Source organism: Sphingomonas flavida, from assembly GCF_036663655.1.
Classification (GTDB): Bacteria; Pseudomonadota; Alphaproteobacteria; order Sphingomonadales; family Sphingomonadaceae; genus Sphingomonas.
Map to the genome: position 1 here is coordinate 46,720 of NZ_JAXOJH010000014.1, position 13,086 is coordinate 59,805.

A 13,086-nucleotide genomic window follows, 5' to 3' on the forward strand; every position below is an offset into this window, starting at 1 on the left:
ACGATGGCCAGCCTGCCCGCACGTTATGACGGCATCCATGCGATGCCCGCCGTTCAGGACCGCCCCGCAACCCATGGCGGGATGATGGACCTCATCAAGACCTATCGCCGGCATCTGGTGCTGTTCCTGGCGGTTGCTGGCGGGATCATGCTGCTGGTGGCGGCTTATACCTGGGCGCAGACGCCGCGCTATACCGCGACGGCCACGTTGGTGATCGCGCCGCGCCCGGCGGAGATCGGATCGGACCGGACGAGCGCGTTGAGCGATCCGGCGGCGGATTCGAGCGTCGATACGCAGGTGGAGCTGCTGCGCAGCCGTACGCTTGCCGGGCTGGTCGTCGACCGCCTGGGTCTGACCGAGGATGCGCGGTTCGATGATCTGATGCGGACGCCCTCCGTCCTCGCCCCTATCCTCGATCGCGCGCCGATGCTGGCGGCGACGCCGAAGCCGGTGCCCATGGCGGCGCGGCGCAATGCCGCGATCGAGCGGCTGGTGCAGGGCATCGACGTGCATCGTACCGCGCAGACCTTCGCCCTGTCCCTGTCGTTCGAACATCACGACCGCCAGTTGGCGACGGCGATCGTCAATAGCTATGCGCAATCCTTCGTGGGGCAGTCGGGGTCCGTGAAGCGCGAGGGCTCCGAGGCTGCGGCGGCGCTGCTGCGCAGCCGACTGGACGGCGCACGCCGCGAGGTCGAGGCGGCGGACAGTGCCCTTGGCCGCTACAAGGTCGCCAACAATCTGATGAGCGTGCAGGGCGGCACGATCGCCGAGCAGCAATTGTCGTCGCTCGACGGCCAGGTCGCGCTGGCCCGTGCCGGTGAGGCGGAGGCGACGGCGCGGTTGCAGACGGCGCGCCAACAGCTTGCCCGTGGCTCACAGGGGGACGATCTCGGCGAAGCGCTGGGCTCGCCCGTCATCCAGCAATTGCGCAGTCAGCGCGCCGTCGTCAGCGCCCAGGTCGCCGATCTGGATGGCAAATACGGCGCGAAATATCCACCGCTCGCCGCCGCGCAGCGACAGGTGGCCGATATCGATTCGCAGATCCAGGGCGAGATCAAGCGCACCATCTCCAACCTCGAAGCCCAGCGCGAGGTGGCGTCGCGCCGCACCGGGTCGCTGGCGGGTAGCGCCGGGGGGGCGCGCGCGCAGGTGGTGAACAACAACGTCGCCTCGATCGCGCTCGGCGGATTGCAGCTGCGCTCCGACACTGCGCACCAGAGTTATGCGCAATTGCTCACCCGGCTGAACGAGATCGGGACGCAGGGGGCTACCACCCAGTCGGATGCGCGCGTCGCCAGTTTCGCGGCGGTGCCGACCCGCCCCAGCGCGCCCAACCGGCCGATCAACCTGCTGGTCGGCGCACTGTTGGCGACCGCGATCGGCCTAGGCGTCGTGTTCCTGCGGCAGGGCACCGATCACGGCATCAGCACGCTGGAGGATGTGGAAGGGCGGTTGCAGCTTCCCTATCTCGCGGGTCTTCCGACGCTCGGCTCGGCGGTGCGCCATATCGGCGGCAGCGACCCGATCAGTGCGCTGGTCGACCATAGCGGATCGGCCTATGCCGAGGGCTATCGCAACCTTGCCGCATCGGTACTGCAATCCGCCGCCAGCGGCTCGGTGCGGACGATCGCGCTGACTTCCGCCCTTCCCAACGAGGGCAAGACGACCGCCTCGATCGGCCTTGCCCGCATCGTCGCGATGAGCGGGGTTCGCACCGTGCTGGTCGATGCCGATATGCGCCGCCCCAGCATCGCCAATGCGCTCGGCCTGCGGCCTGCGGTCGGGTTGCAACAGGTGCTGGAGGGTGCGGCGACGCTGGACGAGGCGTTGGTGCCCGATGTGGACTCGCCGCTCACCATCCTGCCGATGTTGCGCGCGGGCCTCAGTGGATCGGCGGCGTTGGGGAATGGCAGCTTCGATACGCTGATCGACGATCTGAAGGCGCGGTTCGATGTCGTGATCTTCGATGCCTCACCGGTGCTGCCGGTGGTCGACGGGCGGCTGGTCGCCAAGAAGTCGGACGCGACGGTGCTGCTGGTGCGCTGGCGCAAGACGCCCGATGCGGCGGTCGAGATGGCGATCCATCTGCTCCAGACGTTGGGTGTCAAGGTGAGCGGCGTGGCGCTGAGCCGCGTCGATCTCCATGCGCTGGCGCGATCGGGTTATGGCGATCCGGCGCGTTTCATGGGCTCCTACAGCACCTATTATGCGAATTGACCGTGAGTGTCGCGACGCCCGCCGATCCGCGCGGCACCGGCCGGGCGCTCAGCACCGAGTTGCTGCTGTATCGGCTGCGCAATCTCACCACGCTGGCGTCGCACGAGATCGAGCTGGTGCTGTCGCTGGGCGAACAGCCCAAGCCGCATGCCGCCGGCACCAGCATCTGTCCGCATGAGGATGGCAGTCCGCATCCTCGGCTGATCGTTGGTGGTTGGGCGTGCCGGCCGCGCATCCTCCCCGATGGACGCCGCCAGATGCTGGGCCTGTTGCTGCCGGGCGACATGATGGGCGATCGCGGCGAGCGGCGGCCGCTGGCGCTCAACCCGGTGGTCGCGCTGACCCCGGTGCGGACGATCGGCATCGGTCGGCTGGTGCAGGCGGTGCGGCATCAACCCGACGATCATCCGGGGCTGGTCCGCGCGTTGGCCGCGATCGACCGGGGGGAGGAGATGGGGCTGCTCGACCATATCGTTCGCCTGGGCTGCCAGAATGCGTTGCAGCGCGTGTCGCACCTGTTGCTCGAACTGCACCAGCGACTGTCGGCGATCGGCTTCGTCCATGCAGGCACCTTCCCGATGCCTCTGACGCAGGATACGCTGGCGGAATTGCTGGGCCTTAGTCTGGTCCATATCAATCGCATCGTGTCGCAGTTGCGTCGCGAAAAACTGGTGACGATGCGCAGCGGGATCGTGATGATCGCCGATTTTCCCCGGCTGGCGCTGTTGGCGGACCGTGCCGATCCGACCCGCGACAGCCCTGCAGGCTGACCTGGACGGCACGCTGGCGCCCTGCGTCCGGCCGCTGGTCGCGGTCCGGCACCACAGGGGGTGGCGGGCGGTGCTGCCGGAGGGGGTGCTGACCTTCGGCGACGAACCTATCGATCGGGCAGGGGGGATTGCCAGCCGCAGCGCCGTGCCCGGTTGTCATGCCGAAATGGTGGCGAGCAAGGGGCGGATCGGCCTGGATGTCGAGACGCTGGCGCGGATCGCGCTGAACGCCGCCCCGGGCGATCCGTGGCTGGCACCGTGTGAACGGCGGATCGTTGCGGCGGCGTCTGATCCGCTGATAGAGCTGGCTGGCCGCTGGGTGCTGCGCGAGGCCTATGGCAAGGCGCTGGGTGTGGGGCTGGCGATGCCGCTCGATACGCTGGTCTTCCAGGGGCGGGGCGATCGCATCACGCTGTGCGGGGTGGCAGAGGGCTGGTCGTTCGCCCTCTATCGCTGCGGCGACACCATGTTCGGCATCGCGCGTCAGGCGACGCCGTTCGCCCCCATCGGCAGGAACCCACCCGCCCCGCCGTTCGACAGGTAGAGCGCATTCAGCACCTGCCCCGTTGCGCGCGTGAAGGGGATCGGCCTGCCATCGGCGTCGAGCAGATTGGCACCCGTGCCGTTGCCGCTCAGTGTCTGGTCGCCGACATTGGTGCCGTCGACCGCAGTCAGCATCGCGCTCATTTGCGTCAGCGCCGCGCCGATCGCGGGGTTCGCCTCGGCCTGATGGTCCAGCAGCGACCGGATCAGTCCGCCCTGATAGATCGCATCGGCCAGGAGCGTCGATGCGGCGGTGGTGGCGGCGTTATCGCCGCCGGTAAGCAGCAACGTCCGATAGCTGGCAGCGACCGCATATTCGATCAGGAAGCCGCCGAGCAGAAACGCCGTGTCGCCCGCATAGGGATCGAAAGCCTGTCCCCCGGCGACGATGCCGGCGCGCTGGCCAGCAATGGCGAAGGCGCTGGTCGTGCCGGTCGACAGGTCGATCGCCGGCTGCGCCGCCACGGCCGTACCGATCGCGGTGCGCAGCGTGGCAACCTGCGCCGCCTTTTCATCGGCGAGTTCGGCCGCCAGTGCCGCGATCATCGGGTCGGCGAAGGTGACGCGCCGTCCGCCCGTCACCGCCCCGGCATTTCCCGTGCCGCCGGTCAGCGTCGCGGGCAGGCCGCTGCCCCGCGACGCCACCGCATGATATTGCGCGCCGAGATAGGCGAGCATCAGCGCGAGGTTGAGCGGATGTGTGACGGCGGCCGAAAGCGGCGCGGCGGGCACCACCGCGACCGGTGCGCTGACCACCGGCACGCTGTCGTCGGAGCCGCCACCGCCACCGCATCCCGATAGCAGGGCGCCGGTCGAAAAGCCGGCGGCAAGGCGCAGGAACCGGCGGCGATCTTGGGGAAGGTCGTTGAACTTCATGCCGCCCCAAGATGGCAAACAGCGTTGCCAGAATATTAATGCCTTTCGCATATCGCCCGTAAATACATCAAATGATGTAACAAAGTCGGATAGCGGGGTGGTGGTTGGGGAACGTTAACCGTCGGTGCCCTTAACCAGGGGAATGACGAACCCCATGGCCTATCCCGACATGACCGCCACGCTGCAAGCCGCGCTCGACGACGCGGCTGGCAGCCGTCTTCCCTTCACGATTCCACCCGGTGGTCACCGCTTGGCCGCGACCGGGCTAGGCTATGCCAGCAACGCGCGGATCGTCGTAGGCGGCGACCTTTACAATGATCACGGACCGCGGGTCGGCACGCTTTACTGCCTGACCAACCGTTCGGGCAAACGGCTCAACAACGTCACGATCGTCGGTGCAGGCGGGGCCTTTGTCGGCGCGGCATCCGACCCTGCCGGTGCGACGCGCAAGGGCCTGGGGATCGTCGACACCGATGGCTTCACCGTTATCGGCGTTCGGACGGAGGGACCGCTGACCGGCTTCGCGATGGAGATCAAGAATGCCGCCGGTGGTCATATCAACGGCCTGACGCTCAATTCCGGCGTCCCCCGGCCGGGCGCGGACGGCCTTCATTTTTTCGGCGCGTGCAGCAAGGTCACGGGATCGAATATCGCCGTGCAGAGCGGTGACGACGCCTTGTCCTTCACCTCGGAAAACCAGGAATCGATCGATGCGGTGATGGATCGGATCACGCTGACGACGATGACCCTCAACAGCGCCGCCTTCTCGTGCATCAAATTCTATACGAGTACCACGACGGGAAAGGCGACGATCCGCAACGTCACGCTGACCGGGATCAAGGGCCGAATTACGCAGGGGCCGACCGGCTGCCCGCTGGTGATGCAGAACAACGGCGTCGCGCAGGGGTGCGTGATCGATCGCGTGACGATCGCCAATGCCGACCTGGATTTCGGCGCGGCGACACAGGACGGGCCGACCGCCTATCTGACCGATTGCAGCAATGTGACGCTGCGCAACGTGACGCTGCGCGGCCGCCGCAACGGCCAGTTCATCCGCGCGGTCCGCTGTTCCGGTCTGCGCGTCACGGGTGAGGTGTGGGACACCATCCCCGGAAATCCGATGAACGACCTCGTCCAGCTGGAATATTGCAGTGATTATGACATCGATCTTGTCGTCCGCTCGGCAAGCGGCGCGCGGATCGGATCGTTGCGGGTCAGCAATGGGGGCACCGATACCGCGATCCGCTATATCGGCATGACCGGCAATTAATCGACGTCGCCCGATGGCCGTTCCGGGGGCAGGCGGGCGACCAGCTCGCCGATGATGAGCCTCGCATCGTCGTTCATCCCGCACAACGAGACCAGCGATTGCAGCAGCGTCTGCGTCGAAACGCTCGACAACAGGCTGCCAATCCGTTGCTGCTCATCGGCGGTCAGCGGGCTTTCGTGCGGCGGGTCGCCGGAGAAGGGGCGTGACGTCATGCCACGGCGATAGCAGCGGCGGCGACTGCGATCCGATCAATTGAGACACGCGCGAAAGCGAGAGCTCTGTCCAACCCACATCGCAGGCGGGCCAGAAGGCTGATATTGATGGCGCAGCCGGCGCGGCGGCGTGAACAAATTTGACCCGGTATCTGGCGGTGGTGAGACGGACCATGCCGAGGATGCTGCTGGGCAGTTGGTCTTAGCGGGTGGCTATGGCACGGATGACGTCTGCGTCGCAGCCCTTGTCAGCTAACCGGGCACGAACTACCGTGCTGACGAGGCAGTCGTGCGCCAAGCGAGGGCGCGCGGCGCTAGGGCAGCGCTGCGGCGATATCGGCGGCAAAGCGTGCGATGTCGAAACGGGCCGCGCCAGGATCCTCGCCCCGTCGGACGATCACCAGATGTCGCTCCGGAATAACCATCACATATTGCCCGCGATTGCCCTGCGCGGCGAAACTGCCCTCGGGAAGCCCCTGTTGGGGGCCGAACAGCCACATCGTCGCGCCATAGCCGGGGCCGCTGGATGGTTGCGGTCCGCTCGGCGTCGTCATGGTATGCATCCAGCCTGCCGGCAGCAGGCGCCGGCCCGCCCATACCCCGTCCTGCGACCAGAACAGCCCGAGCCGCGCGAGATCGCGGGCGGTCGACCACACCTGGCTGGAGAGGACATAGTTGCCGTGCCAGTCCGTCTCCGCGACGGTATGCGCCATGCCGAGCTTGGCGAACAAATCGTTCGGCCATGTGCGATAGCGGTCCTCACCGATCCGTTGTCGCGTGGCATAGACGGCAAGCAGGATGTCGTTGTTCGCATAGCGGAAGCGCGTGCCGGGCGGGGCCTCCAGGGGCCAGGACGCCGCCTGCTCGTCCACGGCCGTGCCGCCGAAATAGATGGCGTCGGTGCGGTTGCCGGCGGTGTCGCTGTGCAGGCCCGACGCCATGCGCAGGAGGTGGTCGAGCGTGATCAATCGCCGTGGGTCGCCTGCTGTCCATTGCGGTATGGCGGCGGGGGCCTGGAGGGCGCGGGCATCGGCAACGCCGATCAGCGTTCCGGCGATCGACTTGCCGACCGACCAGGTCCGGTTCGAGACATAGGGCCCGAAACCGGGGCCATAGCGTTCGGCGACGATCTTGCCGTCCTGCACGACGAGCACGCCGACCGTCTTGGCGCCGGCACCATAGCCACCGGCGAACGCCTTGCTGACGGCCGCGTTCAGCGGCGCGGCAGGGCGCGCGGCGATGCCGGCATCGCCCTGCGGCCATGGACGGGGATCCGCGCCCGCAATCGGTGGAGGCGCGGCCGATGCGGTGCCCGCCGGTGGCTGGCTGCCGATCGGCAGCGTCACGCAGCCACGGCCGCGCCGCCACATGGCGTATCGCGGCGGCAGCGCGGGGTCGAAGGCGACGGCGACGGACCCATGCGCGCGGTCGATCTGCGCGGCGAGCGTCGGCACGATCTTCTCATAATCGGGATAGATGCCGGTCAGTTCGTCGGCATCGATCTGCGCCGGGGTGCGCCCGGCATTGAAGAGCCCCGAGCAATAGAGGGCCGCCTTGTAGCCGGCCGCCACCGCGCGCGAATAGGGGCCGGCCGAAGGCTGGGCGACGATCTGGGCGTTCGCGTGACCCGCCAGGAGGAGGGCGAGAGCTGCTGATGTTCGTATCCGCATCAGTACATCATTCCATTGCCGCCAGGATAGGGCAATCCGCATATCCCACACGCATCCTTGGGCTTTCTTCCCGATCAGGGGATTTTTGCGGCAAGGAATGGGGCCTATGGCGGCGGGATGACCGACCCGATCCTCTACAGCTTTCGTCGTTGTCCTTTCGCAATGCGGGCGCGATTGGCGCTGGACGTCAGCGGGGTGCGCCATGAGCTTCGGGAGGTCAGGCTGTCCGACAAGCCTGCGGAAATGCTTGCCGCATCCCCCAAGGGCACGGTCCCGGTGCTCGTAACGGCGCAGGGCGGGGTGATCGAGGAAAGCCTCGCGATCATGCGGTGGGTGCTGCGGTTCCGAGACCCGGAAGACTGGCTCGCGCGCGACGATGCCGCACTGGTCGCGGCGAACGACGACGTGTTCAAGTACCATCTCGACCGGTATAAATATCCCGATCGCCACGGCTCGGATCCCGTCCGGCATCGCGATTGCGGCTTCTCGTTCCTAAAAGCTCTGGAGACGCGGATCGAGGCAGGCGGTCAGCTCTGCGGCACGAAGGCGGGCCTCACGGATGCCGCCCTCATACCGTTCATCAGGCAGTTCGCCCAGGTCGATCGGGGGTGGTTCGACGCCTTGCCCCTGCCACGGCTGCAATCATGGCTGGCCGACCATCTCGCTTCGGATCGCTTCGAGCGGATCATGCACAAGGTTTCGCCCTGGTCTCCGGATGGAACGGCTATAGTCGTCGAAGGTGAAGGTCAGTGAAGGTCATGCGGTTGAACGTATCGCGGCCAGGTTATGATTAACGCGCGTCCGCTTTCAGGGGGGCGCCGAGCACATCGGAATTCCTGAATTCGGGTCAGCCCATCGCTGTCAGCGGTGTACCTTCAAGCGCGGCAGGCGTCGCTTTCGCGCCCTGATCAAATGCGCGCGTGGTCGGTTCGAACCTCTCGCCGTCCGTGAGGGAGGCGAGCGGCGATGGTCATATTTTCATGTTGAACAAAGGCCCGGGATCGGCGAGGTGGCCGCACATGGGGACTGAGCCTTTATGGGCTACAACCACCCGTTCCGCCGTGCCGTGCGACCTGCTTCGATGCGGTTCGCCGCGCCGAGTTTCCCTGCCGCGTCGGACAGGTAATTGCGGACGGTCCCAGGTGACAGGCCGAGCCGATCGGCGATGTTCTTGTTCGACAGCCCTTGCTCGGCGAGACGCAACGTATCGCGTTCGCGATCGGTGAGCGGATCGCGACCGATCTCACCGGCCGCTGCTGCGAGATCGGCGGGGATCGCGCGACCGCCGGCCGCGACGGAGCGGATCGCGGCGGCCAGGTCGTCGACCGGTGCGTCCTTGAGCAGATAGCCGCGCACACCGGCGCTTCGTGCCCGGGCAAGATAGCCCGGCCGAGCAAAGGTCGTCACGATGACGACGGCGGTGCGCGATCGCTCGTCGGCCAGTCGGTTGGCAAGGTCGAGGCCGGTTCGACCCGGCATTTCGATATCCGTCAGCAAGATGTCTGGGGCCAGATTCCGCACCATCGCGAGGGCTGCGTCGCCATCGGCCGCGCGACCGACGATCGTAAAGTCCGGCTCCAGAGAGAGCAACGCGGCGATGGCGCCCAGCACGAGCGCCTGGTCTTCGGCGATGACGATACGGATGGATGTCATGTCGGCACGCTCGCTTCGAGGCGGGTGCCGGGTCGGGCAGGACTGAGGTGCAGGGCACCGCCTGCGGCGACCAGTCGCTGGCGCATACCGGTCAGGCCGTTGCCCTCGCTGCGGGAAAAGCCGACGCCATCGTCCTCGACGACCAAGCGGGCGTGGCCTGTGTCTGCGACGATATGGATCGTGCAATGCCGGGCGTCAGCGTGGCGAATGACGTTGGTGACGGCCTCGCGCAGCGTCATCGCCAACACCGCGCCGGCGTTGGCAGGAATGTCGGCGGCGTCGCCTTTCATTGTCGGGTGCACGCCGGCGGTTCGCAACGCGGCGATCGACGCCGAGGCTTCTTGCGCCAGGCCACCGCCAGCCTGCCCGGCCAGCGCCGCGCGGACATCGGCTAGGCCAGCACGTGCGGCGTCGGCGATCGCCTCCACCTCCGCGCGTGTCGCAACCATGTCCCGCTCGAGCAGTCGGCCGGCAAGATCGGCCTTCAGCGCGACGAGCGTCAGCGTACGGCCAACGACGTCGTGCAGATCGCGTGCGATCCGTTCGCGTTCGGCCGTGCCAGCGAGGCGACGGACCTCTTCCTGGGTCGCGAGCAGCGCCTGGGTGCGCTCGTAAAAGGCCTCGCGCGAGATGGTCCCGCCGCCGGTCATGACGACGAGCAGCACCCCGGGCAGCCACCATAAAGTCGGTTGGCTCAGCACAAGACCGGTCACGGTCGTCGCCACCGCGATCGCGGCGATGCCAAGGGTCGCGACGCGTCGCGGACGGGCATGCCCCATCGCCGACGCGGCGTAGATCGGGAAGACGGTCCACCCAACCGGCCAAGCGGCGAGGGCGATGCCGATCGCGGTGATCGCGGCGCAGGCACCGAACAGCTTCCCGCCCTGCCAGCGATGCGCCAGGACGTAGAGGGGCAGGAAGACCGCCACTGCCAGCGCCGAAGCGATCAGCGTCGCCGCGTCGGGCCGCTTCCACAGCCATGGCAGGGGGAGGAAGACGAGGTAGACGAGCCACGGCCATGGCCCATCCCACCATCGCTGTTCCGCCGTGCGCATCGCGCCACTGTCGGCGTTGTAGGCGCGTTCGGTCAAGCCGGGCTCCGCCGCCATCCGCTCCAGGCCTAGACGATTCCCCCGGCTGTCATCGCGGCCACCGCCGTCGCATGGCCGAAGGACGAGCCAAGCGTATCGACGCCGACGATCCCGCGGGCGAGCTGGCCGAGATGGTAGGACGGCGTGATCTGGCCCAGCGTCTGCATCCAGCCAGGCAGCATGACGGTCGGAATCCACAGGCCGCCCAGCACCGATCCGCCGAGGAACACGGCGTTGGCCACCGCCACCGCGCCCTTGCCGCTCATCCGCATGCCCGTGCCGAAACCGATCAGCGCAAACGGGATCGCCGAGCCGAGATGGAGCAGGGTCAGCGCGGCCCAGCTTGCCGCCGACAAGCGGACACCTGCGACGATCGCCAGCGCATCGATCAACACCAGCGCCAGCGCGGTGGTGGCGACGGCGGCGACCAGTTTCGCCGTGACATAGGCACCGGCCGGCATCGGCGACACGCGCTTCAATTCGATCAGACCTTGCTCGCGCTCCATGGCGACGCCGGCACCGAAGCCGAACAGGGCCGGACCTGTTGCGGCGAACACGCCATAGCCCGCCAAGGTCGCAAGGGCATATTCGGGGGAGGGCGACCTGGCGACCGCCAGCGTGAACAGGCCATAGAACGCGGCGGGGGTCACCACGGTCGGAACGAGGAACTGGGGCAATCGCGACGTGCGCTTGAGTTCGGCGACCGCTTCGCGCAGCCACACGCCGTTCGGGATTGCAACGAGTGCGGTCATGCGGCGATCCTTTCCGGCTGGGCGACGAGCAGGGCGGCGATCGCATCCTCCAACGTCGCATCGGCGACGCGCAAATCCATGAGCGTGGTATCGGCATCGAGGAGCGCGCGCACGGTCGCGGCGGCATCGGCGGTGACGATGCGCAGGTTCGCGCCGTCCATGCCAGCGTCTCTGACCGCCGGTGCCGTTGCGGCGCGATCCGGGGTCAGTCGGCTGCGGCAGCGGATCACCGATCCTCCCGCTCGCGCCCGCAGGGCGGCAGGCGTGTCGTCGGCGACGATCCTCCCGGCGTCCATCACCACGATCCGGTCGGCGAGCGCATCGACCTCGGCCAGGTCGTGGCTGGTCAGCAGCACCGCCGTTCCGTCATCGGCGAGGGCGCGCACTGTGCCCCACAACATGCGGGCGGAGGCCCGGTCCATGGCGGCGGTGGGTTCGTCGAGGACGAGCAGGTCGGGGCGGCCGCAGATCGCCAGGGCGTAATGAACGCGGCGTGCCTGACCACCCGACAGCGCCGAGCAGCGGCGGTCGGCAAGGTCGTCGAGCCCCGCGAGCGCCAGCGTCTCGTCCAGCGGGCGCGGGTCGATGTAATAGCCCGATTGCAGCGTCAGTAGCTCGCCGATCGTCAGCACGTCGGGCAGGCCCGCGCTTTGCAGCATCACGCCCAGGCGGCGGCGCGCGGCGGGTCGGCGCGGGTCGAGCCCAAAAATCTCTGCGGTGCCTGCATCCGGCGCGATGCGTCCGGTGAGCAGCGAGACGGAGGTCGTCTTGCCCGCGCCGTTCGGGCCCAGCAGCGCGGTCACCTCACCGGCGCGGATGCCGAAATCGAGTTCCGCGAGGACGCTTCGTCCGCCAAGCCGTTTGGACACGCACGCCAGCCGCGCGACGTCGGACAGATCGCCGCTCATCGACCGGCCTCCGGCGTCAACGCGGCATCGAGTGCGGCCAGGACTTTCGGCCAGCCATCGACCCGCGCCGCGCGGTTGCCGGCGATGCTCCCGCCAAGCGAAGCGGCCGTTCTCGCCGCCTGCGAGGCAGGATCGGGGGGCGGGCCGAATGCGGCATGGCCCGCGTCGGGATAGGCAAGCACCGTGACGGGATGTCGATAGCTGGCGGCGTGCAACCGTGCTTCGACCGCCCGTGCCATCGGGCAGGACGGCCACAGCCCATCCGCCTCGCCACAGACCATCACGATGGCGGCCTTCGCGCGCTCGGCCGGGATGGCGCCCGTTGCGGCCTTGGCCGGATCGGCCAGCGCGTCGGCATACAGGGCATGGATGCCGCGCCACTCTCCCGTCCATCCATAGGGCGTAAACGGCACCGGCTTGCCATCCTCGGTCCATGAGCTTTCGGTGACGAGTCCCTGTCGGTCGATCCCCGGCCAAACGACGCTGGAAGGGACGCCGAGCACCGCGATCTTGAGATCGCTTCGGCGCGAGGCGACAAGTAATGCTGCCTCGGCGCCTTTGGACGTGCCGACGATGCCGATGCGATTGTCGGCGACCCCAGGCTGCGTCTTTAACCAGTCGAGCGCGCGGGTGAAGGTTTCGACGGGGATCGACTTCAGGGCGACAGGCTGGCCGGGGCCACCGAAATACGAAAGCTGAAGGACGACATAGCCATGGGCCGCCAGCGCCGCCGCCTGTGCAGCGGCCGCCTTGCCAAGGCCGCCTTCCGACCCGCCGAGCAGCAGGATCGCGGGTGCGCGGCCGGGACGCGCGGGTCGGTAGAGATCGGCGATCATGCCGCCGTCACGGATGGGTTGCGGGGCGATGGCGGCTGGAGATGCTGTCGCGGGGGTGGCAGCGGCAGCAGGCGGCAGAGCGGCGGCAAGTGCGAAGGCAGTCAGGAACATCGTTCAACCTCGTCGGTGAGGCTCATTCCCTGCGCCATGGCACGCGGCCCACGTAGTGACAGATGTCATGGTTTGGGGTGACCGGGTTCGATTTTTTTGAAAACGGCGCAGGAGCGAGATCGATGGATGATCGGAATCAGGTCTGTTTATAAAGTCCTCGACCAGATGCCCTTG

Annotated in this window: 13 protein-coding genes; 5 read left to right on the plus strand and 8 right to left on the minus strand. The window is 67.7% G+C overall.

Annotated elements, in window-relative coordinates:
* Positions 1 to 3: 3 nt before the first annotated feature.
* The 3 genes from U1703_RS14850 to U1703_RS14860 are packed head-to-tail and all read left to right on the plus strand — an operon-like array spanning position 4 to position 3,534.
* Positions 4 to 2,220 carry a GumC family protein gene (locus U1703_RS14850; protein ID WP_332786297.1) on the plus strand — a complete coding sequence of 739 codons (2,217 nt, stop codon included), beginning with the start codon at positions 4 to 6 and terminating at the stop codon, positions 2,218 to 2,220.
* A gap of 2 nt (positions 2,221 to 2,222) precedes the next feature.
* Positions 2,223 to 2,990, plus strand: coding sequence for a Crp/Fnr family transcriptional regulator (locus U1703_RS14855; protein WP_332786298.1), 768 nt, complete (start codon positions 2,223 to 2,225; stop codon positions 2,988 to 2,990).
* The gene (locus U1703_RS14860) at positions 2,956 to 3,534 is read left to right on the plus strand and encodes a 4'-phosphopantetheinyl transferase superfamily protein (protein ID WP_332786299.1); all 579 of its coding nucleotides are present in this window, start codon (positions 2,956 to 2,958) and stop codon (positions 3,532 to 3,534) included. Before U1703_RS14855 ends, U1703_RS14860 begins: the two co-directional genes overlap by 35 nt.
* On the opposite strand, the gene U1703_RS14865 is transcribed toward U1703_RS14860, so the two are convergent.
* The gene (locus U1703_RS14865) at positions 3,474 to 4,409 is read right to left on the minus strand and encodes a ferritin-like domain-containing protein (protein ID WP_332786300.1); all 936 of its coding nucleotides are present in this window, start codon (positions 4,407 to 4,409) and stop codon (positions 3,474 to 3,476) included. The two genes, U1703_RS14860 and U1703_RS14865, sit on opposite strands and share 61 nt — an antisense overlap.
* A 142-nt stretch (positions 4,410 to 4,551) precedes the next feature.
* Here U1703_RS14865 and U1703_RS14870 point away from each other — a divergent pair, with 142 nt between their 5' ends.
* Complete coding sequence (locus U1703_RS14870) at positions 4,552 to 5,679, plus strand: hypothetical protein (RefSeq protein ID WP_332786301.1); 1,128 nt, start codon at positions 4,552 to 4,554, stop codon at positions 5,677 to 5,679.
* Here the strand turns inward: U1703_RS14870 and U1703_RS14875 are convergent.
* Positions 5,676 to 5,891, minus strand: a complete 216-nt coding sequence (locus U1703_RS14875) for a hypothetical protein (protein WP_320450795.1) — start codon at positions 5,889 to 5,891, stop codon at positions 5,676 to 5,678. The genes U1703_RS14870 and U1703_RS14875 overlap by 4 nt on opposite strands.
* Before the next feature lie 314 nt (positions 5,892 to 6,205).
* Entirely contained in the window at positions 6,206 to 7,561 is a 1,356-nt protein-coding gene (locus U1703_RS14880; protein WP_332786302.1) for a serine hydrolase domain-containing protein, read from the minus strand.
* A 117-nt stretch (positions 7,562 to 7,678) separates the two neighbouring features.
* Between U1703_RS14880 and U1703_RS14885 the strand changes: the two genes are divergently transcribed.
* Positions 7,679 to 8,314 carry a glutathione S-transferase gene (locus U1703_RS14885; protein ID WP_332786303.1) on the plus strand — a complete coding sequence of 212 codons (636 nt, stop codon included), beginning with the start codon at positions 7,679 to 7,681 and terminating at the stop codon, positions 8,312 to 8,314.
* Between the two features lie 288 nt (positions 8,315 to 8,602).
* Here the strand turns inward: U1703_RS14885 and U1703_RS14890 are convergent, their stop codons facing one another.
* The 5 genes from U1703_RS14890 to U1703_RS14910 are packed head-to-tail and all read right to left on the minus strand — an operon-like array spanning position 8,603 to position 12,912.
* On the minus strand, positions 8,603 to 9,214 hold the full coding sequence (locus tag U1703_RS14890; RefSeq protein ID WP_332786304.1) for a response regulator: 612 nt from the start codon (positions 9,212 to 9,214) through the stop codon (positions 8,603 to 8,605).
* Positions 9,211 to 10,305, minus strand: coding sequence for a sensor histidine kinase (locus U1703_RS14895; protein ID WP_332786305.1), 1,095 nt, complete (start codon positions 10,303 to 10,305; stop codon positions 9,211 to 9,213). The genes U1703_RS14890 and U1703_RS14895 overlap by 4 nt, the downstream gene beginning before the upstream one ends.
* A 29-nt stretch (positions 10,306 to 10,334) precedes the next feature.
* Entirely contained in the window at positions 10,335 to 11,057 is a 723-nt protein-coding gene (locus U1703_RS14900; protein WP_332786306.1) for an ABC transporter permease, read from the minus strand.
* Complete coding sequence (locus tag U1703_RS14905; RefSeq protein ID WP_332786307.1) at positions 11,054 to 11,965, minus strand: ABC transporter ATP-binding protein; 912 nt, start codon at positions 11,963 to 11,965, stop codon at positions 11,054 to 11,056. The genes U1703_RS14900 and U1703_RS14905 overlap by 4 nt, the downstream gene beginning before the upstream one ends.
* Complete coding sequence (locus U1703_RS14910) at positions 11,962 to 12,912, minus strand: acyl-CoA thioester hydrolase/BAAT C-terminal domain-containing protein (RefSeq protein WP_332786308.1); 951 nt, start codon at positions 12,910 to 12,912, stop codon at positions 11,962 to 11,964. The genes U1703_RS14905 and U1703_RS14910 overlap by 4 nt, the downstream gene beginning before the upstream one ends.
* Positions 12,913 to 13,086 lie beyond the last annotated feature (174 nt).